Raw genomic sequence first — 19077 nt, 5'->3', positions numbered from 1 at the left:
CCCGCTGCGTGGGAGATTGCGGCGCCGAATCGAGACAGCACCGATAGCGTCCGAAGTAGTTGTCAGACCCTGAACTTCTCGACTGATCGGACTAACTCGATGACCACTCTCGAACCAGACACCACGGCCGCGATCACGGCGACGGTAACCACCTACCTCGACGCCGTGGCTCGCGGATCGTCAGCGGACATCGCCGCCCTCTACGCCGAGAACGCAACGCTCGAAGACCCGGTCGGCAGCGAACCCCGCGTCGGCAAAGCTGCGATCACCGAGTTCTACGGCGCTCTCGAGGGCGGTTCGCAAGAGACGGAGCTGCTTACCCTGCGGGTGAGCGGATCCAGCGCGGCCTTCCACTTCCGCGTCGTCACGCCGGTGGGCGATCAGGTCTACGAGGTCGAACCCATCGACGTCATGACTTTCGATGCGGACGCGAAGATCACGAGCATGCGCGCCTTCTGGTCACCGGCCGATCTGATTGCACGCTGATGCGGCAGGTCAGTTGCCGCAACTGCGGAAATCGTGTCCTGGTCGAGAAGTACAGCGACGCGCACACCAGCGTTCAATGGCTCGAAGAGTCGCAGGAAGTGTGCCCGGAGCTGGGGCGCGCGAACAGCCGTGCCAACGCTCAGCGGACGTGTGGCGCTCTGCGTCAGACGATCAACGACCTTGCCGACGCCGGAGAGCTCGAGATGAGCCTTCGCAGTTACCCGGTGCCGGGCAAGCTGTCCTGAACGCTTCCGCGTAGCACTTCGGCGAACATGCGCGCCGATTCCAAATCGGCGGCATTCGGCCGCCCCTTCCGGATGCCGCCGACGAGTTTGAACGGCAGATACGTATCCCACGCACGCGACGAGAAGGCTGCGACCACATCGAAGCCCTTCTGTTCGAGGAGCTGAACCAGTGGGCGTGAGAAGCGGTGAATCCCCTTGTCGGGAAAACCACTGGTGGCGAAGACAAATGCCTTGGATCGGCGTTCTTCGGGGAGCGACTCGATGAACGCACGTAGGTTTTCGTGGTACGAGCGCAGGTAGATCCCGGATCCGAAGCCCACGAGGTCGTAGTCGGCGAGCTCCGCGGCGTCGATGTCGCCGGGTTCGACCACGCGAGCATCGAGAACTTCGCCGATGACGTCGGCGATCCGCCGCGTATTGCCGTGGGAGACAGAGGTACACACGATGATCGTCTTCATCGACTGCCTTCATTGGTCGTGGACATGTGCATCTTCTCCCATAGGTTTGTCACGTAACTCCACCAAGGATATGGGCAGGACTGCGCTCGACTTCCCTTTGGTGAGGAAAGATACCCGTCATGTCAGCACGATTGAAGGGGCGAAAACGCGCAGTCAACTCGTTGCTCGTCGACGTTGAACGATGGGCCGGTGAGCACGACAGCGTCAAAGCTGTAGCGCTGGTCGGGTCGTACGCGCGCGGTGCGGAGCGTATGGCAAGTGATCTCGATCTGATGATCCTGGCCGAAAACCCGGAGGCACTGGCCGATGAAGGCTGGTTCGTGCAGATCCGTCCCGACGCGCGTTTCGTCCGAGCAGCCAACTGGGGACCGATCCGAGAGCGACGCTTCCGCCTGGGCTCCGGTCTTCTCGTCGAACTGAATTTCGCGACTGAAAGCTGGGCGGACGTTCCGCTCGACGGGGGCACGAGGCGCGTGCTCGAAGACGGCCACCGAATTTTGTACGACACGGGGTCTCTTCGTGCTGCTGCGAGTGCTGTAGGAACTGATCGATGAGCACTGCGTCGGTCTTCGAAATCTTGGCCGCCGAAGTATCCGCGTTGCGCGGCTCGCCTCTCGTCGCGATCGACGGCGTCGACGGGAGCGGGAAGACGACCTTCGCAAAAAGCCTGGCGGCACAGCTGAATGCACGCCCCGTCATCGTGATTCACGTCGACGACTTCCTCAATCCGTCGGAGATTCGCCATCGTAGAGGGCGACAATCACCGGAAGGGTTCTGGCTCGACAGCTACGACTACGACGCCCTCGAACGACATGTTCTCGACCCACTGACGCCGCGAGGGAGCCGCGAGTACCGACAACGACGGGACAGCGACGCATACCTCGTTGCAGCCGATGGAGCGATCGTCCTCGTCGAAGGCCTTTTCCTGCATCGTGACGAACTCGCCGGACGATGGGACTACTCGATCTTCCTCGACGTGCCCTTCGGGATCACCGCCCAGCGTATGAACCTTCGCGACGGAACAAACGCAGATCCGGAACATCCGTCGATGAACAGATATGTCGGCGGCCAACGGCTGTACTTCGCCGCTGCGAAGCCCTGGACTCGGGCCGACTGCGTCATCGACAACGCCGACCCGCGCCTGCCGCACATCACGACACATGCCGCCCACGAAAAGTAATCCGTTGATCGCACCCTGATGGGGAGGCCAAGCTCGGTCGCCGTACAGAGTGCAGCCGCGTCGACGATTCCGTCGAAAACTGCTGGAGGAGTGGGTCTCTACTGGTGAAACTCTCGTAGAAATATCGCTCTGTCAGCTTGGCATGCAAACCGCTGGCGGTCACGGTCGCCCCCTGTCTGCCGCGGCAGCACAGACTTCCAGTCCTGCGGCGAGGAAGCTTCACGCTGAAGCGATGCCCGCTGCCCACCACTCAGACCGGCATACCGGCGGAGTGTCGGAGAAGCAGCGTGTCGATGTTGACAGACGACGCGAATGTGACGCAGACTGCCCAATCTGACAGGAATCACTGTCAGATGTAAACGGAAGGCAGGTACGTGATGTCGAAGATCCTGGCTGCTCCACCCATCCTGTCGCGCTTGCGTCCCATCTCAGGCAATTCGGGACTACCCGGAATAGATCAAACTTTTCGAATACATCCGCGAACCTCTTGCTTTGATACAAAAACGGCTGGGATCGTTGCGGCGAAGCCCCGTGGTTCTCGATGGCCGGTAGACGATGGGTCGCAGTCCTCGGATCCGATGCATGCCAAGAAGTTCTCCAGAACCGACTCGAAGACAAGGTGCACTGGTGTGCCTGGGAACCGTTCGGTGGAGGCGGCACAAATGCCGTTCCCCCGACGGACAGCCGATCGATCTGAAGCTACTCACCACTTCTCATGACCGGTGATGAAACGAAGATCTCCTTGCACATGGCCACCGGCACAGAAGCTTTCGAAATCAAGAGGCAAACATGAGCACTCAGCCTGCCCGAAACCGGCACACACACGCTGCTCCGAAACCAGAGGTCGTCGCAGCGGCGGAGTTCTTACTTGCAGAATCAGACGCCCATATCTTCCGTCGCCGCTATCTCGAACTGCTCACCCACACCACAACGCCGGATGGCGCAACCGTCACGGACTACACGGTCGCCGAAAGGTATCTACTCAACACTGCAGCAAAGAGACGTCTTGCGCGGCGCCCGTCCAATCCTTAGCCACGATCGCCGGTCAAGCAGCGCTCGCGGCGAACTTCGAGGACATCGGTACTGGGTTCACGAATTCGTCTTGGGGTAGCGACGGAGAATAGAGTGCGCTGCCTGGGTGACACTGGTGCGATCGTAGGTTTGCACGAAGTCGAAGGTCCGTTCGAGATCTGGACCGTTGTCATGAAGATCTCGCGCCGACAGCATCGCGGCATGGTGTGGCCCCAGAGTGACGACCGTCCACTCGTTGACGAGATCATCACCCGGTTCGAGCGGTGCGTGTTGAACTTTACCGTCGAGCATCACGGACAGACCGACACCGTAGACACCGGCAAACCCCACGGTATCGGCGAGATGACGCCACCGTGCAGTTGTGGATGCAGTGAAATGCTCGGCTTGTTGAAAAGTGCCCAGAACAAGCATCGAGGAACCCGATGTGGCGGCTTGTGCTTCGAGGGACTTACTCAGTTGGATCAACAGACGCTTGGTACCGCGCCGGATCTGGCTGTGAGCAGACACGATCGAGTAGGGAGTGCCCACTTCGGGGATGGGATCACTCCACACCGGAGTATCGGGCATCGCGACGACCGGTTCGGACAACAATGAACTCGGATCGGCGACTGCGGGATACAACTCACCCGTTCCGTATGTGGCTCCGATGGTGATTGCGGCAAGACGGGACGATTCCGAGTCGACACCCTCGGCAAGGATAATCGCGTTCGATCGCTCGACGTAGGCGCCGAGCGCGTGCACTGTCGTTCCGACTTCGAAATATGCTGCCTTGGAAAGCAATTCAGCGGAAGTGATAATGATGTCGGGTTCAACCAAAGACAGAAGTGTCGCCGAGTGCCTGTCGATGCCGACGCCGTCGAGTGCAATCAGACGCCCGCCCGCGCGGGCTTCTCTGATCACTGCCAGAGAGTTGTGGGGATCGGTAAGCACCGATGCGCTGTCAACCGTGATGACGATCCGTTGCAGATTTCTCGTCGCTCCTTCGATACCAGGAGCGTTCAGAGCTGCTCGGGAAGCCGAGTCGACGGCCACCAGTAACGGCAGGCGATCCGCGACCGTGCATGCGAGGGCAGTACGGGACATGGCCAGTTTGTGACTGTCGAATTCCGAGCGTTGCTGCATCAATTGCGAGGCGCGGCGAAGGGCATGCGCCGAACACAGAGAGGAATTGTCAGGCCCACGCAATTGCAGCTCGACACCTGCAAGTGCGTGGTCGTCGAGGCGGCGTATCGGTGCGAACTGCATGCTTACTTCCAGACCAATCACATCGGAGAACTGGGTGATCGGAGAATTCGACGATGTCGAACCGTTGCTGGTGTCATACGCCATGGTGTGGCTCTTCACTACGAGTCGGGACCACCAAGCGTTCATGCGGCCGGACGCGTCGATGGCGGCGCCGGCTGCTCGACACTGAACGAGACTATCGCAAATCTCGGCGCAACCCGGTGACGACAACCTGATCCCGCGCCGCAAAATGCACATCGAGACGCAGATCAGACCAGGAACCAAGTCAACGCGTATCGAGCGCTGCTCACTTCACATCGTTCGTGGGATTTGTTTCCGGCTCAAGCGCCGAGTGCATCAGCGGTCGACGTGGCATCGCCCGCAATGAGTTCGGAGGCGCCGAGAGCCTGAAAAATCATGGAGACCGCTCGCGTCGGGGCAAACAAGCGAATGCGGTTGTTGCCACGCCCCGCAGCATCGACAACGGCATTCGCCACTCCGGACGACATGAAGGTCACGCCGGAGAGATCGACGTGAATATCGGTGCCGACCAGAAGAAGTCGGTCGAGAGCATGCACCAATTCCACACGCTGACCCATGTCCAATTCCCCGGAAAGCCTCAATACCGCATACGAAGGGGTGTAGCTTTCCACGTCGATACTGTACCGATGCCCTTCTCGGAGGGCGCTGTCAAATAGATCGAGAACATTTGCAGCTGAAGAACGTTCGTTGATCGTAGTCATGAAACCCTCTTGTCTGGACTCGGCGTGCCCCACCGCCGGAATCAGCGATGAATCACTGTGCTTCGGATAACCAACCGTGTCGGTCACTGCGTTCCAGACGAACTCTGCCAACGGCAGGTTTCACCAACACATCCAGATCTGTAACGCTAGAGTCTCGAAAATGTCACAGCGCGATATCGCACTTTTGGCGCTACCCCTGACGCACTGAACGCAAGCACCTCGCCTGGCCCCCGACGTGCCTGCGGGGCGGCGTCTCTGCGGCGTCGACCACTGGCTTTCTCGCTCATCGGGAAGGTGAGTTCGCCGCACCACCATTCCGCAATACCTTCTGTGACATGGATAACATTGTCGACGTACTCGTCATCGGATCGGGCGCTGCCGGATCGGCCGCAGCGCTCCAAGCGCACGCCGACGACGCATCGATCGTGATTCTGGAAAAGAGCGGACCTGATTCCGCGGGCGGCAACACTCGATTGTCCGGCAGTGGATGGTTCGTCAACCAGGACCCCGCTGCCGCCCGAACCTTCCTGCGTTCGTTGAACGGGGAGTTCCCCGTTGCCGACGACGTCATCGATGCCTGGGCCGAGAACACTCACGGGCTGTCCGACTGGCTCCGCAGTCTGGGTGCAACTGTAGCGATGACCGGCGATTTCCATTCCACAGCAGAGTTCGCCGAACTCGACGGAAGTTCTTGTTACGCAGGGATGGACACCGTCGAAGGGAAGATGGGCAATGAACTTCTCTACCGGTTCCTCGTCTCCGCTCTCGCGGAACGCGGCATCACAACTCTTTTCGACACCGAAGCCACCAGACTCCTGACAGATGAATCCGGAGCGGTGACCGGAGTCGAGATCCGTTCGGGTGAACAAACTTCGCAGATCCAGGCGCGCCGGGGTGTCGTCCTTGCCACCGGAGGATTCGAAGCAAATCCGACGATGGTGCGCGACTACCTGCGTCTGGAGAATCCGAAGATCTGGGGCTCACCATCGGCTACCGGCGACGGTCACCGCATGGCGCAAGCGGTAGGCGCAGATCTGTGGCACATGAACAACATGATGACCATTACGGGAATCCCCGGTGATCCCGAGAATCCGACGGGTTTCTTCCTGGCACTGTGGAATGCCCACAACTATGTGTTCCTCAGCCGGGAAGGTCGACGCTTCACCGACGAGTCGGCCGAAATGCGGCACGGTCATGTGTTCAGAGAAGGTTCCTACCAACACTTTCCAGTGCAACCGATGAACATCGTCTTCGACGAGACGATGAGGTTGGCTGGACAACTGAGCCCCGGTCGCGACGCACTGCCCGTCGGCCACAGAGTTCTCGACGAAGGGTACGAGTGGAGTGCGGACAATCAAGCTGAGATCGACAAGGGATGGATCGTCAAGGCAGACACGCTCACCGAACTCGCCGGGAAGCTCGGACTGGACCCAACCGTCGTGGAAACGAGCGTGCGACGCTACAACGAGACGTGCGCGGACGGCGTAGACCATTCGTTCGGTCGCAATCCCGAGACGTTGGCCCCGGTGGCCACGGCTCCGTTCTACGCCGTCGCCGCACCGCCACTGCTGGGTTGGAGTAACGGCGGACCGCGCCGCGACGGTCATTCCCGCGTTCTCGATACTGCCGGCAATCCGATTCCAGGACTTTATGCGGCGGGCGCCGTCAGTTCCACGTACAGCGCGGCGAAGGACGGTGGATTCCATATCGCCGATGCCTTGGCGTTCGGCCGGGTTGCCGGCGCCCATGCTGCCGCGCGCGCGACAGCGGGCGCCTGAGTCACACCCGAGCGGCCTTGACCTCGTCGAAGAACGCGACGACGGCGGCTTCGTCCTCCGGCGGAACGGTGAGCGATGCTCGTGGCCCCGCTACCGCGATGGAGTCGTCAGCGAGCCGATTACCGATAGTGAGTTTGAGACCCGACTTCGACGGTTTTGCCTTCACTGCAATGTGTTCGACGTGCCAGCGGGCCACTTCACTCGTGCTCGCGGCGGTGCGGTCGAAAACCTCCACAGTGCGGTGGTCGAGGACCATCACGATGTTGGTCCCGACGGTGACTTCCAGATAGCGTCGTTCCGCCACGGTGTGCGCCTTTCGGTTGGGTGAAACCGACGCTACACACCGTGGCGGAACTCAGCGTGTCCAAACGTCAGCGGGACGAACTGCCCGCATCCACTGGCAGGGCGACAGACGTGATGTAGCGGGCCTCGTCGGAGGACAGGAACAGTGCAGCGTTCGCCACGTCCACCGGTTCGATCCACGGAATGGCGAGCATGTTCATCGTCATCGCCGCGGCAGCAAATTCCTCGCGGGTGGGGTTCTCGAGGTCCGGGCGGAACTTGCCGCGAACCAACGGGTTCTGAATCATCGGGGTGTCGACGTTGGTGGGATGAACAGTGTTGACGCGCACGTTGTACGGCGCCAATTCCTTTGCCAGCGAGCGCATCAAACCGACCACACCGTGCTTGGCCGCTGTGTAGTGCGCAACCCCGACCAACCCCCGCAGTCCGGCGATGGAACTGGTGAGTGTCATCGATCCCCCACCTCGCTCGATCAAATGCGGAGCCGCAACGGTGGTGGTGTGCCACACGCCGGTCAGGTTCACGTCCAGCATGGTCTGCCACATCGTTTCCGACATGGTCAGCGCCCCGTCAGAGGACGTGATACCGGCTGTAGCGCAGACGATGTCGAGACCACCGAGCGCTTCGACGGCCGAGTCGACGGCACTTCGCAGCGCCTCGAGATCCCGAACGTCCACTACAGCGGATTCGACCTTTCGCCCCAGCGCCTGGATCTGCGCGACGGTCTCGGCCAGATCGGCCTCCGTCGCGGGCGGCGTGACTGTGGTTTCCACCGAGGTGCACACGTCGACCGCGATGATGTCCGCGCCCTCTTCGGCAAAACGCACGGCCTGAGCCCGCCCGATTCCTCGTGCCGCACCCGTGATCAGCGCGATCTTGCCTTCCAATCGAGAAGTCATCAATTCACACTTTCTGGGTCAGGCCGGCGTCGACAACCAACTGACAGCCGGTCATGTAGCGGGACTCCGCGGATGCGAGAAACAGGACCGCATTACTGACGTCCACCGGATCGACCCAGGGAACGGGCAGCAAGTTGCGAGCGCTGAGCACTGCAGCAGCGTCTGCTTCGGTGGGATTCTCGATGTCCGGGCACAGGTTCGCGAACACTCGCTCGTTGATGATCATCGGAGTACGTACCGAACCCGGATGCACGGAGTTGACCCGAATGCCTTCCGTCCCCAGCTCGTTGGCCAATGTTCTGGCCAGACCCACCACGGCGTGCTTGGCAGCACTGTAGTGACCTGCTCCGGCAATACCTTTGATTCCCGCTGTCGAGCTGACCAGAACGACAGACCCACCGTCGGCGAAATGCGGAACACAGGCCTTGACCGTGTGCCACGCCCCGGTGAGATTGACGTCGAGCGAACGGTTCCAGACCGCCGGTTCGATGGTCCACGTCGGTCCAGGCGTGTCGTAGACGCCGGCGTTGGCGACCACGACGTCCAGACCCCCGAGTTCGGCAACGCACTCTGCCACTACGGCGGCCAAGCCGTCGAAGTCCCGAATGTCCGCGACGCCGGTGACCGCGATGCCACCTCGATCACGCACTGCCTGAGCGGTTTCCGCCAAACCCGACTGCGCCTGTTCGACATCCAGCGCGATCACGGACGCGCCTTCTTCGGCGAGCCGCTCGCAGTGTGAGCGCCCCATTCCGCCGGCCGCACCGGTCACCAGTACGCGCTTGCCCTCCAGCCGACTCATGCGTGCACCGCACTGTTCAGCTCGAAGCCTCGGTATCCCGCTGCTGCCACGTCAGCACAAATGTCGGAGTAGACACCGAAGCCCCCGATGAATGGCATGAATATCCTCGGCTTTCCCGGGATGTTGGCTCCCATGTACCAGGAGTTCGCGGATGGAAACAGCGTTGCCGACGCCCGGCGCGAGCACTCCTCGAGCCAGCTGTTCACGGCTTCTGCGCTGGGTTCGATCGTGTCGATGCCGTTGGAATCGAGATGGCCGATCGCGTCGGCGATCCAGTCGACGTGCTGCTCGGCAGCGAGAATCATGTTGGACAGCACACTCGGGCTACCCGGCCCGGTGACGATGAACAGGTTCGGGAAGCCGTGCATGCCCAACCCGAGGTACGTTCTCGGGCCTGCGTGCCAATTCTCCCGCAAGGTCTCGCTGCCGCGTCCTCGGATCTCGATGCGATCGAGTGCCCCGGTCATCGCGTCGAAACCGGTGGCGAACACCAATGCGTCGAGTTCGTAGTGCGAGTCGGCCGTCTTGATCCCGGCCTCGTCGATCGCCTCGATCGGTGCGCTCTTGAGATCGACCAGGCTCACGTTGTCACGGTTGTAGCTCTGGTAATAGTCGGTGTCCGTCACGATCCGCTTGGTCCCGATGGGGTGGTCGTTCGGGATCAGCAGGTCTGCGATGGCCTGATCTTCGACCACCGATCTGATCTTGGCCTCGGCAAACGCTGCCGCCGTCGCGTTGGCGTCGATGTTGCTGGTCTGATCTGCGAAGGTCTTGGCGAACAGAACACCGCCGAGCTTCCACCGCTCCTCGTAGGCCGCGTTCCTCTCGGCTTCGGCCACCTCGAGCGCACTGCGCGGGTCCGAGACGAACGGTGATCCGCCGCCACTGCGCTTGGACTGCGCTCGACGCTCTGCGTAGTCGGCCTTGATCTCGGCGCGCCGCTTGTCATCGAGGGGTGTGTTTCCCGCCGGAACACTGTAATTCGCGGACCGCTGGAACACGAAGAGGTGATCGGCCTGCTCGGCGATCAGAGGAACGGACTGGATGCCCGACGATCCGGTGCCGATTACCCCGACTCGCTTGCCGGTGAAATCGACGCCCTCGTGCGGCCAGAAGCCGGTGTGGAACACCTCGCCGCCGAAAGTCTCCCGCCCTGTGATGTTCGGGACGTTCGCGGTCGAGAGGCTGCCGGTGGCGCAGACAACGAAGCGTGCGGTCACGTCATGACCACCGTCGGTGTGCACTCGCCACGTCGACGAGCCCTCGTCGAACTGTGCGCTCTGGACACGGGTATCGAAAGTGAACCCACTGCGCAGGTCGAAGCGATCGGCAACATGATCGAGGTAGGACAGGATCTCCGGCTGCGCCGCGTACTTCTCGCTCCAGTCCCAATCCTGTTGCAGCTCTTCGGAGAACGAGTAGGAGTAGTCGAAACTCTCGACATCGCAGCGTGCGCCCGGGTAACGGTTGAAATACCATGTTCCGCCCACTCCGGAGCCCGCCTCGAAGCCGTGGACACGCAGCCCCTGCTCGCGAAGTCGGTGCATGGCGTACATGCCGGCGACGCCGGCGCCGATGACTACGACGTCGAGTGGTGCGGTGGAGAAGTCAGGATCGGTCATGGTGGTCACGCTATGAGTGGACTGGTTGGTAGAGGAACGGGTTCTCCCGCTGGGTGGGCGGAGCCTCCACCCCCTGACACTGGGTGGGCGGAGCCTCCACCCCCTGACACTGGGTGGGCTACGGCAGTGGAGAGCGTTGGTGTCCACCGATCGGGGGACACCGATGTCATCCAGCACTCGGACCCGTAGGTGGACAGACCCGAAAGGATTTCGGGGCCATAGTTATCTCATCACCGAAACACACGGTCACCGAGACCGACAAACACGAGGAGAAACATCATGAGCACCAACACAATTCGACCCGAAGCGGTTACCTTTTCCGGCCTCAGCATGGCAGCTCTGGTCGCCCGCGCCGCCGGTGCGAACGCCGTGAAGTCGATGACCGACACCTCCGTCACGACGGCGATGATCAGCAATTCGGGCTTCGGTGCCCTGTATCTGGTCGACGCATCCAACCCGAACGGCGACTGGATCGTCCCGCCGGCCGACTACATCCTCCCGAACATGAACGTGAACGTTGTCGCCACGAGCAAGAACCAGAACGACTTCCCCATCGTGCTCACGTACCGCTCCGACGACGGTGGAGTATTTGTCTTCAGTGCCACCAACTCGAAGACCAGGGCGGATGCCGGCGGAACGTACGCCACCGATGGCCACGACGTCACGGTGACGATGACCTCGGGTTACCCGGCCATGAACGTCACGTACGTCCTCCGGTGACGCCTGCTCACTCCAACAGACCCTGCCGCATCGCGGCGGCGACGGCAGCGCCTCGATCGTTGACTCCGAGTTTCTCGTAGAGGCGCTGAACGTGGGTTTTGACGGTGGACGGCGCGAGAAAGAGCTGAGAGGCGATGGCGGGGATGCTGGCGCCCTGCGCGATCAATCCGAGGACTTCACGTTCGCGGGCGCTGAGCGTCGGGCCTGACGGTTCACTGCGACGCCGAACCTCTCCGACCAATCCGGCGGCGATACTGGGCGGCAACACATCTCGGCCCGCAGCACAGTCGAGCACGGCGCTCACGATCTCGGCGCGAGTGGATTCCTTCGGCAAGAATCCGGCAGCACCCGCTTGCAGAGCCTGATAGACGACGGACGACTCGTCGTGAGCACTGAGCAGCAGCACCCGCGTCGGAAGCTCGTCTCGAACCACTGCGGCGGCGACCTGAGTTCCGTCCAGATGCGGCATCCGGAAGTCGAGCAGCGCGACCTGCGGGCGTAGCTCGCGAATCATTGTGAGCGCTGCTGCGCCGTCGTCGGCCTCGCCCAGGACGTTGATGCTGTCATTGCCGGTCAGAGCCCGAACCACGCCCTCACGGAACAACGGGTGATCGTCGCCGACCACCACGGAAACCTTGCCGGCCAGCGGCTTCGTGCCTTCGCGCATTGCTCACTTTCTCACGCCCGTACCAGCAATGCGAGCACTTACGCCTCCCCCGATCGGGGGACAGACGATTCACCCCCGCCAAGGCCCCGTCGGCGGACATACAGCAGCACTCATTCGCGACAAGATTGATTCATCGCCGAGAACGGCAACCACACACCATCCCAGGAGCAGACATCATGCGTACCAACACCACTCGCTTCGTAGCAGTCACCGCAATCGCCCTCGCTGTCGGCGGAACCGCACTGGGAACGGCAGCGGTCGCCAACGCCGGCACCATGCCGACCGACGGCCCGACGGTTGCCATGACCATCACCAACAACACCGACAATCCGATGCTGCTGGACAGCGCATCCAACCCCTACGGACAGTGGATCAACGGCCCCCGCTCCTACCTGGCCCCGCACACAACCGAAATCGTCACCGCCTACAGCAGCGATCCCCGCGGTATCGGCGTCGATGTCACCTACAACGTGGCCGACGGTGTACAGACCGTCATGGCGGCCAACAACTACGCCGGCAACCCCACTCTCGACGGCACTCGCATCATCGGCGACCCGACGCACGTCATCCTCACCGATTACATGGCCACCGGCTACCCCACGATGAACGCGTCGTACGACGTCTTCACCCAGAACTGAACCAGACAGGCTGAATCAAACAAACTTGTTTCGCTACGGCCCACGACCCGGTATCCACATGGATGTCGGGACGTGGTGTGTGCCGGCCCTAGACCCGCTCGACCAACACGCAGCGGGCGCCACTGAAGATCGTAGGCATGCACTTGTTGCAGTGGATGCACAGTGAATGAGTATCGGATTCGGCCGCGATCCGATTGATCAGATCCGGTTCTCTGAGCAGCGCCCGCGCCATGGCGACAAACTCGAATCCCTCCGCCATCGCCGTATCCATACCCGCTTTGTCCGTGACACCGCCGAGGAGCACGAGCGGTAACTTCACCGCAGCACGGATCTGCCGAGCCTCTTCCAGCATGAACAGCGGCTTGTACGGGTAGGTATGCAGCATGCTCTTGCCCACCAACTGCACACCGAGTCGAACTGGTTGCGGCATAGCGGCGGCGAACTCGCGGATCGGCGCATCGCCCTTGAACAGGTACATCGGGTTGAGCAGTGAGCTGCCCATCGTCAATTCGAGCGCGTCGACGCTTCCGGATGCTTCGAGCCACTGCGCAACCTGGATTGCTTCGTCCACCCAGAATCCGCCTGGCACACCGTCGTCCATGTTCAGCTTGGCCAAGATCGCGATCTTGTCGCCGACGGCATCGCGCACACTGCGCGCAGTTTCGAGTACGACGCGGGCCCGGTTCTCCAGTGATCCGCCGTAGGAATCCTTACGACGGTTGAGTTTCGGGCTCAGGAACGAGCTCGCGAAATAGTTGTGACCGAAGTGAATCTCGACGGCGTCGAATCCTGCCTCGACGGCAAGTCGCGCAGCGCTCCCGTGTGCCGCCGCAATTCTGGTGATGTCCGCTGTGGTGGCAGTGCGAATCATCCTCATGCTCAACGGATTGAACGAACTCGACGGCGCCAGCGCAGGCAGACCGGTCGACTTCTGATTTGCCACCGGACCGGCATGCCCGAGCTGCGCCGACGCAGCAGCCCCTTCGGCGTGAATGGCATCGGTGAGTCGTCGCAGCCCGGGGAGCGCCTCGGGCCGCATCCACAGCTGGCCGTATTCGGTGCGCCCTTCCGGTGCGACGGCGCAGTACGCGACGGTGGACATCCCGACTCCCCCGGCTGCCGGGCGGCGATGGAACTCGATCAGTTCGTCGGTGACCAGGGCGTCGGGAGTTTTTCCTTCGAATGTCGCGGACTTGATGATTCGATTTCGAAGGGTCACCGGGCCTAGCTTTGCCGGGGCAAGTACGTCGGGAGCAGCGGTCATCAAGTTTGCCTCTCGCGGTAGTTGTTTGCAGGACGTTAGATCGATGGCCCCGAGCCGGCTAGTAACCGTGCCACGGAGCGGGAAACGACTTCAGCCCGGCCGAGGTGGCCGGGCTGAAGTACGTCACTGCTGTTCAGACGCGTCCGAAGTACGCGTCCTTGAGCACTGCCAGGTCGTCGATGTCCTTCGCGTCGGCGTCGAGAACCACCTTGCCGATGTCGAGGACTGTCACGTGATCGGCGACGCTCATCGCGGCCTCCACCGCCTGCTCCACCAGCAGGACCGCGAGCCCGGTTTCCTTGAGTAGCTGCACGCGGTCCATCACCTCGCCGACAATCACGGGAGCCAGCCCTCCCGAGGGTTCGTCGAGCAGGAGCAATCGGGGCTGCGCCATCAGCGCCGCACCGATCGCGAGCATCTGTTGCTGACCGCCCGACATGGAACCGGCGGGAAGCGAACGCTTTTCCCCCAAGATCGGGAACATCTCGTACATGGACTCGACGGACTCCATGAGTTCGCTGCGCTTCACCTTGCGGGTGTACCCGCCGAGCAGGAGGTTCTGCTCGACGGTCTGCTTGTGAAAGACCCGCTTGCCTTCCTGCACGTACGCCATCCCCTGCCGCACCCGCTTGTGCGCGGGAACTCCGGTGATGTCGGCGCCGTCCATCTCAACGGTGCCCGAAGCCACTTTGTTGAGGCCGGACAGGGCGCGGAGCGTGCTCGTCTTGCCTGCCCCGTTGCGTCCGAGCAGAGCGGTCACCTGACCGGGATAGACGTCGAACGACACATCCCAGACGACGCGCAGATCGCCGTACCCTGTCTGCAGGTTCCGGACCTTGAGAATCGGTTCCATCACTTCACCTCGCTGGTCTGATGGTCTACTGCGCCGATTTCTTCGAGAAGCGCTTCTTCGTCACCGGACTTGACTCCGAGATACTCGCTCAACACGCGCGGGTGATGTTCGATCGTCGCGGCATCACCGGTAGCGATCACCTGCCCTTGTGCCAGCACGACTATCTCGTCGGCCAACGAGAGCACGAGGCGGAAGTTGTGCTCCACCAACACCACTGTGGCCCCGGCATCTCGCAGTACCCGGATCAGATCTGCCAGGCGTTCGAGTTCGTCCTCGTCGAGTCCCGATGCCACCTCGTCGAAGAGGACCACCCTCGGCTCGGCTATCACGGCGCGAGCAACCTCGAGCATGCGACGCATCCCCAGTGGCAGTGAGGTCGCGATCTCGTTGCGCAAGTGCGACATCCCCACGAGTTCGAGGACACGCTCGGCCTCGACGATGTCGGCCTTCGCGATCTTGCGGAAGCTGGGAAGGCGAAGCACGGCCGACGCCATCGACGCACGGTGCACCGAATAACGTCCGGATGCAACCGCTTCCAGAACCGTGATGTTCTCCGGAATCGTCGGAGTTTGGAACGTCCGCGCCACACCCACGCGCGCCACCTTGTGCGGCGACGACTGCGAGACGACCGTGTCACCGATCGTGATCACGCCCGCATCGGCGGTGTAGAAACCGCAGATCATGTTGAGCATGGTCGTCTTGCCTGAACCGTTCGGCCCGATCAACGCAGTGACCTTACCGGCTTCTGCAGTCAGAGTTGCCGCATTGAGTGCCTGGTTGCCACCGAACGCCTTGGACACTCCGTCGACCACCAACCGTGCACCGTTGATCGGTGCCAGTTCCGTTGTTCCACCGCTGTTTTCCTTCACAGCGACAACGCCCAAACCGGCCTTGCGATCGAGTTTCGAGACGATCGCTCGCCCGACCTTGGTCAAACCACCGGAGAGAAGCACGCCGCCGATGATCAGGAAGCCGCCGTAGAAGATCAGCGAATACTCCTGGAATGCCGTCGACTGGTTGGGACCGAGCTGCATGATCGCGGCACCGACCACGGCGCCGTACACACTTGCCGCACCACCGAGGATCGACGCCGCCAGAACTGCTGTGGCAAAGGTGAACCCGAAGGCCTCCGGCGAGATGAACAGGTCGGTGTTGGCAAACAGCGCACCCGCCAGCCCGGCCGGGAACGCACCGATGGCATAACCGAGCAGCTTCATGCGGAAGACCGACACACCCTGCGACGACGCCAGAACCGGCGACTGCTTAAGTGTGCGGAACGCTATGCCGTGGCGCGAGACCACCAGGTTGCGCATCACCGCGAACCAGAGGACGGTCACGACGACTACCACCATGTAGTACTGCTGGGTGTCGAGTTCGGAACCGAAGAGCGTCGGCGGCTCCATACCGGTGAGGCCGTTTCGGCCGCCGGTCTTGCCGCCGAAGATCGCCAGTACGTCCGGTACCAGCAGCACAAGGAAGAACGACGTCATCGCCAGAGACCAGTTGCCCAGGCGCAGACCGGGAACACCGGTCAGGATGCCGACAGCCAGTGCCACCGCACCGGAAGCAGCAAGCTGGAGCAGGATGTCGGTGTGACCTGCCTGGGACATCAGACCTGCGGTGTAGGCACCGGCCGCGTACATCGCGGCCTGACCGAGGGCCAGTTCACCGGCAAAACCGAGGCTCAGGTTCAGACCACTGACGACAAGCGCCAGGATGCAGGCCAATTGAATCTGCCGTGATGTCGACAGATCGAGTCCGAGGACCGGGAGCAGCAAGATCACCACGGCCAGGCCCAGCGGGATGATCCAGCTCGGAAGGGAACGGAAAGTCCGCCACGCACTTACCATCTCACACCACCCGTTCTCGGACATTGCCGAACAAGCCGGCAGGTTTGACCATCAAGATGACGATCAGCACCGTGAAGACGGCGATATTGCTGTACTGACTTCCCGCCCACAGGGCGGTGAACGACTCCACCAGGCCGACGGTCAACCCGCCGATCAAAGCGCCTGGCAGAGAGCCGAACCCGCCGATCGCCAGCGCCACGAACCCCTTGAGTGCCAGTGCGGCACCCAACGTCGCAACCGCAAACGTCTTGGGACCGACAAGGAGTCCGAGGACTCCGGCCAAGGCACCCGAGAAGGCAAACGCACCCAACGCCAACCGTCGTACGTTGACTCCGCGCAGCATCGCCGCTTCACGATCCTCGGAGATACCGATCAGAGCCAGACCCGTCATCGTCTTCTTCGAGACGTAACTCAACCCGATGACCAGTGCGATCGCCGCCACCAGCAGAGCGATCTCGACCGGGTAGGTACGGCCGCCGAGCAAGGTGATCGGTTCGTTCGATCCGAAGAACGGAACCGTGAGAGGTTCACCACCCCAGATCAATTGGGTGGCACCGTTGAGCAGAGTGGCAACACCCAACGTCGTGACCAATTGGTTCTGGTGGTCGGCCACCGGTCTGATCGCGACGATCTCCTCGACCGATGCGAGGAGCATCACGGTCACGGTCGCCATGACGGCCACCACGAGAACAGGGAGTTTCAGGGTCACCAGACCCGTGTAGGCGACAAAGGTGCCCACCATCATCAGTTGAGCTTGAGCGAAGTTGAAAGTGTTGGAGGAAACGAAAACGATGTTGTACCCGATGGCAACCAGCACGTAGACCGCGCCGAGTGCCAAACCGGACCACAGAATGGTCATGATGCGGCCGGGTTTCCGAACTGACCGTTGAGGATCTTCGTCGGACTGATGAACTTCAGCTCACTGGTGTCCGGGTTCGGGCCGTGGTTGTCGGAGCTGAAGTTGTAGCGCGAGAGGAAGGCAGTCTTGGCGTTCTCCTGGACCTCCGAGGTTTCCAGCGCCTCGGCGAGTTTCTTCGGATCGGTCGAACTGCCGACCTTCTGCGCTGCCGCCGCGACGAGGGGGAAAGCGTCGTAGTTGTCGGCAAGGATGAGTGTCGACGGGATGGAGCCCAGCGACGCCATCGTGTCCACCATGGTGCTGACGAGCGCATTGTTCGGATCGAACACCGTGCTGGTGAACACCTGTGTCACAAGGTTCTTCACCTGGGGCGTGCCGAGCACACCGGCCGGCGGATCGTTCGCGATCAGGTTGGTGGCAGAGACCGAGGTGTTTCCGACCAGCGGTACGTCCCAGCCGAGACGCTCGAGGCTCTGCAGAACATATCCGAGGGGAGCGCCGTACGCGTCCAAGGCGATTGCCGCGGCACCGGCATTCTTGAGCGATTGCAACTGCGCCGTCATGTCCAGCGCGGCGGCGTCGTACTCCTCGTTTCCGGCAGCTTTCAGACCGGCAGACTGCAGAGCGCTGGTCATCTCTTCGCCGAACAGCTCACCGTAGGCGGTACTGCCGTGCAGCACTCCGACGCTGCTGTAGCCCTTGGTCTTTGCATACTCGGAGATTCCGCGAGCAGTGTCCGTCGCACCTGGAGCCAGGTCGAAGTTCAGCGGGAACTTCGACGGGTCCGTCGAATCAGGAGAAGGCGCCATGCTCAGTGAGAGGATGTTGTTCTGCTTGAGGATCGGGAGAACCGCAGCCGCGATCGACGAAGGACCCGAGTTGAGGTAGAGGTCAGGCTTGTTACCCGAGTTGATGGCTTCGCGCAGCTTGGTGACGGCGATCGTTGCATCACCTGCGTCGTCCACCGTGGTGAGTTCGATCTGACGGCCACCGATTCCCCCGGCCTCGTTCTGGACCTGAACTCCCGCCTTGGTGGCGAGCAGCGAGGTCTGCGAGTTCGCCGCGAGGACTCCCTGTGCACTGATTCCGCCGGTCAGCAGAACTCGGTAAGGCGAGTCCGCGCCACCATCGGACTCCGAAGAACCACTACACCCTGCAAGAGCCAGAGCCGTCACGGCTACTGCCGCAACAAGAATGGGCCGACGATTCATGTCTGCACTCCTAGAACACATGTATGCACCGAACGTCAGGCGAATACCTGACGAAAGAAGGGTCGGCCGGTGGACACGCCTGATTTCGAGCACCAGCCAACCAAGCACCCGCTTGATGATCTAGCAAGCAGTTGCTTGGGTTGGAGCATAGAATGTGATCTGGATAACGTCAAACGCGCAAAAGAGGAGTCATGAAAGCGGACGCTATGCACATCGGAGCCGCGTCAACAGATCGATTCCCGC

At 61.7% G+C, this 19077-nt stretch carries 21 protein-coding genes; 8 read left to right on the top strand and 13 right to left on the bottom strand.

Features of this window, described 5'->3' with window-relative positions:
• Positions 1–99: 99 nt before the first annotated feature.
• Positions 100–486, top strand: a complete 387-nt coding sequence (locus ACFQ6Y_RS18435; protein ID WP_020906616.1) for a nuclear transport factor 2 family protein — start codon at positions 100–102, stop codon at positions 484–486.
• Positions 486–731 (top strand): hypothetical protein, encoded by a 246-nt coding sequence (locus tag ACFQ6Y_RS18430; protein ID WP_317552662.1) that lies wholly within the window; start codon positions 486–488, stop codon positions 729–731. Before ACFQ6Y_RS18435 ends, ACFQ6Y_RS18430 begins: the two co-directional genes overlap by 1 nt.
• Here ACFQ6Y_RS18430 and ACFQ6Y_RS18425 read toward each other — a convergent pair.
• Positions 704–1189: a flavodoxin family protein gene (locus tag ACFQ6Y_RS18425; protein WP_378548509.1), complete on the bottom strand. Its 486-nt coding sequence runs from the start codon at positions 1187–1189 to the stop codon at positions 704–706. The genes ACFQ6Y_RS18430 and ACFQ6Y_RS18425 overlap by 28 nt on opposite strands.
• Before the next feature lie 119 nt (positions 1190–1308).
• Between ACFQ6Y_RS18425 and ACFQ6Y_RS18420 the strand changes: the two genes are divergently transcribed.
• The 3 genes from ACFQ6Y_RS18420 (at position 1309) to ACFQ6Y_RS18410 (ending at position 3401) form a co-directional block, all read left to right on the top strand.
• Positions 1309–1743, top strand: a complete 435-nt coding sequence (locus ACFQ6Y_RS18420; RefSeq protein WP_378536057.1) for a nucleotidyltransferase domain-containing protein — start codon at positions 1309–1311, stop codon at positions 1741–1743.
• Entirely contained in the window at positions 1740–2369 is a 630-nt protein-coding gene (locus ACFQ6Y_RS18415) for a uridine kinase (RefSeq protein WP_378536055.1), read from the top strand. Before ACFQ6Y_RS18420 ends, ACFQ6Y_RS18415 begins: the two co-directional genes overlap by 4 nt.
• Positions 2370–3158: 789 nt before the next feature.
• Positions 3159–3401, top strand: coding sequence for a hypothetical protein (locus ACFQ6Y_RS18410; RefSeq protein WP_378536053.1), 243 nt, complete (start codon positions 3159–3161; stop codon positions 3399–3401).
• Positions 3402–3458: 57 nt separating this feature from the next.
• Here ACFQ6Y_RS18410 and ACFQ6Y_RS18405 read toward each other — a convergent pair whose 3' ends face one another.
• Positions 3459–4730, bottom strand: coding sequence for an EAL domain-containing protein (locus ACFQ6Y_RS18405; RefSeq protein ID WP_378536051.1), 1272 nt, complete (start codon positions 4728–4730; stop codon positions 3459–3461).
• 236 nt (positions 4731–4966) lie between these two features.
• A complete protein-coding gene (locus ACFQ6Y_RS18400; RefSeq protein WP_378536049.1) occupies positions 4967–5278 on the bottom strand; it encodes an STAS domain-containing protein in 312 nt (103 codons plus the stop codon).
• A 425-nt stretch (positions 5279–5703) separates the two neighbouring features.
• Here ACFQ6Y_RS18400 and ACFQ6Y_RS18395 point away from each other — a divergent pair, with 425 nt between their 5' ends.
• A complete protein-coding gene (locus ACFQ6Y_RS18395) occupies positions 5704–7146 on the top strand; it encodes an FAD-dependent oxidoreductase (protein WP_378635573.1) in 1443 nt (480 codons plus the stop codon).
• A 1-nt stretch (position 7147) separates the two neighbouring features.
• Here ACFQ6Y_RS18395 and ACFQ6Y_RS18390 read toward each other — a convergent pair whose 3' ends face one another.
• From ACFQ6Y_RS18390 to ACFQ6Y_RS18375, 4 genes are all read right to left on the bottom strand, one after another.
• Positions 7148–7450, bottom strand: coding sequence for a hypothetical protein (locus tag ACFQ6Y_RS18390; RefSeq protein ID WP_378448553.1), 303 nt, complete (start codon positions 7448–7450; stop codon positions 7148–7150).
• A 67-nt stretch (positions 7451–7517) separates the two neighbouring features.
• Positions 7518–8348: a mycofactocin-coupled SDR family oxidoreductase gene (locus ACFQ6Y_RS18385; RefSeq protein WP_378635568.1), complete on the bottom strand. Its 831-nt coding sequence runs from the start codon at positions 8346–8348 to the stop codon at positions 7518–7520.
• A gap of 4 nt (positions 8349–8352) precedes the next feature.
• Entirely contained in the window at positions 8353–9150 is a 798-nt protein-coding gene (locus ACFQ6Y_RS18380; RefSeq protein WP_378635564.1) for a mycofactocin-coupled SDR family oxidoreductase, read from the bottom strand.
• Positions 9147–10772, bottom strand: a complete 1626-nt coding sequence (locus ACFQ6Y_RS18375) for a flavin-containing monooxygenase (RefSeq protein WP_378635559.1) — start codon at positions 10770–10772, stop codon at positions 9147–9149. The genes ACFQ6Y_RS18380 and ACFQ6Y_RS18375 overlap by 4 nt, the downstream gene beginning before the upstream one ends.
• Before the next feature lie 279 nt (positions 10773–11051).
• On the opposite strand from ACFQ6Y_RS18375, the gene ACFQ6Y_RS18370 reads away from it, so the two are divergent.
• Complete coding sequence (locus tag ACFQ6Y_RS18370) at positions 11052–11492, top strand: hypothetical protein (RefSeq protein ID WP_378548446.1); 441 nt, start codon at positions 11052–11054, stop codon at positions 11490–11492.
• A 7-nt stretch (positions 11493–11499) separates the two neighbouring features.
• On the opposite strand, the gene ACFQ6Y_RS18365 is transcribed toward ACFQ6Y_RS18370, so the two are convergent.
• A complete protein-coding gene (locus ACFQ6Y_RS18365) occupies positions 11500–12159 on the bottom strand; it encodes a response regulator (RefSeq protein WP_378635555.1) in 660 nt (219 codons plus the stop codon).
• 176 nt (positions 12160–12335) lie between these two features.
• On the opposite strand from ACFQ6Y_RS18365, the gene ACFQ6Y_RS18360 reads away from it, so the two are divergent.
• Complete coding sequence (locus tag ACFQ6Y_RS18360) at positions 12336–12797, top strand: hypothetical protein (protein WP_283305945.1); 462 nt, start codon at positions 12336–12338, stop codon at positions 12795–12797.
• A gap of 88 nt (positions 12798–12885) precedes the next feature.
• Here the strand turns inward: ACFQ6Y_RS18360 and ACFQ6Y_RS18355 are convergent, their stop codons facing one another.
• The 5 genes from ACFQ6Y_RS18355 to ACFQ6Y_RS18335 form a co-directional block, all read right to left on the bottom strand.
• Positions 12886–14061, bottom strand: a complete 1176-nt coding sequence (locus tag ACFQ6Y_RS18355; protein ID WP_378536035.1) for an NADH:flavin oxidoreductase — start codon at positions 14059–14061, stop codon at positions 12886–12888.
• 133 nt (positions 14062–14194) lie between these two features.
• Entirely contained in the window at positions 14195–14914 is a 720-nt protein-coding gene (locus tag ACFQ6Y_RS18350; protein WP_138870008.1) for an ABC transporter ATP-binding protein, read from the bottom strand.
• Positions 14914–16764, bottom strand: coding sequence for an ATP-binding cassette domain-containing protein (locus ACFQ6Y_RS18345; RefSeq protein ID WP_378635550.1), 1851 nt, complete (start codon positions 16762–16764; stop codon positions 14914–14916). The genes ACFQ6Y_RS18350 and ACFQ6Y_RS18345 overlap by 1 nt, the downstream gene beginning before the upstream one ends.
• Position 16765: 1 nt before the next feature.
• A complete protein-coding gene (locus ACFQ6Y_RS18340) occupies positions 16766–17623 on the bottom strand; it encodes a branched-chain amino acid ABC transporter permease (protein ID WP_378536030.1) in 858 nt (285 codons plus the stop codon).
• Positions 17620–18834, bottom strand: a complete 1215-nt coding sequence (locus ACFQ6Y_RS18335; protein WP_378635545.1) for an ABC transporter substrate-binding protein — start codon at positions 18832–18834, stop codon at positions 17620–17622. The genes ACFQ6Y_RS18340 and ACFQ6Y_RS18335 overlap by 4 nt, the downstream gene beginning before the upstream one ends.
• Between the last annotated feature and the right edge of the window lie 243 nt (positions 18835–19077).

Source organism: Rhodococcus sp. NPDC056516 (assembly GCF_042794655.1).
GTDB lineage: Bacteria > Actinomycetota > Actinomycetes > Mycobacteriales > Mycobacteriaceae > Rhodococcus_F.
The sequence above is the reverse complement of the archived record's forward strand: the minus strand, read 5'-3'. Positions and strand labels throughout refer to the sequence as shown.

Excerpts from the sequence above, each read along its gene's own strand:
- ACFQ6Y_RS18405 (WP_378536051.1), bottom strand. The coding sequence starts at position 4,730 with ATGGCGTATGACACCAGCAACGGTTCGACATCGTCGAATTCTCCGATC.
- ACFQ6Y_RS18345 (WP_378635550.1), bottom strand. The coding sequence starts at position 16,764 with ATGGTAAGTGCGTGGCGGACTTTCCGTTCCCTTCCGAGCTGGATCATC.
- ACFQ6Y_RS18395 (WP_378635573.1), top strand. The coding sequence starts at position 5,704 with ATGGATAACATTGTCGACGTACTCGTCATCGGATCGGGCGCTGCCGGA.
- ACFQ6Y_RS18335 (WP_378635545.1), bottom strand. The coding sequence starts at position 18,834 with ATGAATCGTCGGCCCATTCTTGTTGCGGCAGTAGCCGTGACGGCTCTG.
- ACFQ6Y_RS18340 (WP_378536030.1), bottom strand. The coding sequence starts at position 17,623 with ATGACCATTCTGTGGTCCGGTTTGGCACTCGGCGCGGTCTACGTGCTG.
- ACFQ6Y_RS18360 (WP_283305945.1), top strand. The coding sequence starts at position 12,336 with ATGCGTACCAACACCACTCGCTTCGTAGCAGTCACCGCAATCGCCCTC.
- ACFQ6Y_RS18350 (WP_138870008.1), bottom strand. The coding sequence starts at position 14,914 with ATGGAACCGATTCTCAAGGTCCGGAACCTGCAGACAGGGTACGGCGAT.
- ACFQ6Y_RS18380 (WP_378635564.1), bottom strand. The coding sequence starts at position 9,150 with ATGAGTCGGCTGGAGGGCAAGCGCGTACTGGTGACCGGTGCGGCCGGC.
- ACFQ6Y_RS18370 (WP_378548446.1), top strand. The coding sequence starts at position 11,052 with ATGAGCACCAACACAATTCGACCCGAAGCGGTTACCTTTTCCGGCCTC.
- ACFQ6Y_RS18430 (WP_317552662.1), top strand. The coding sequence starts at position 486 with ATGCGGCAGGTCAGTTGCCGCAACTGCGGAAATCGTGTCCTGGTCGAG.
- ACFQ6Y_RS18435 (WP_020906616.1), top strand. The coding sequence starts at position 100 with ATGACCACTCTCGAACCAGACACCACGGCCGCGATCACGGCGACGGTA.
- ACFQ6Y_RS18410 (WP_378536053.1), top strand. The coding sequence starts at position 3,159 with ATGAGCACTCAGCCTGCCCGAAACCGGCACACACACGCTGCTCCGAAA.
- ACFQ6Y_RS18420 (WP_378536057.1), top strand. The coding sequence starts at position 1,309 with ATGTCAGCACGATTGAAGGGGCGAAAACGCGCAGTCAACTCGTTGCTC.
- ACFQ6Y_RS18355 (WP_378536035.1), bottom strand. The coding sequence starts at position 14,061 with ATGACCGCTGCTCCCGACGTACTTGCCCCGGCAAAGCTAGGCCCGGTG.
- ACFQ6Y_RS18375 (WP_378635559.1), bottom strand. The coding sequence starts at position 10,772 with ATGACCGATCCTGACTTCTCCACCGCACCACTCGACGTCGTAGTCATC.
- ACFQ6Y_RS18365 (WP_378635555.1), bottom strand. The coding sequence starts at position 12,159 with ATGCGCGAAGGCACGAAGCCGCTGGCCGGCAAGGTTTCCGTGGTGGTC.
- ACFQ6Y_RS18385 (WP_378635568.1), bottom strand. The coding sequence starts at position 8,348 with ATGACTTCTCGATTGGAAGGCAAGATCGCGCTGATCACGGGTGCGGCA.
- ACFQ6Y_RS18415 (WP_378536055.1), top strand. The coding sequence starts at position 1,740 with ATGAGCACTGCGTCGGTCTTCGAAATCTTGGCCGCCGAAGTATCCGCG.
- ACFQ6Y_RS18425 (WP_378548509.1), bottom strand. The coding sequence starts at position 1,189 with ATGAAGACGATCATCGTGTGTACCTCTGTCTCCCACGGCAATACGCGG.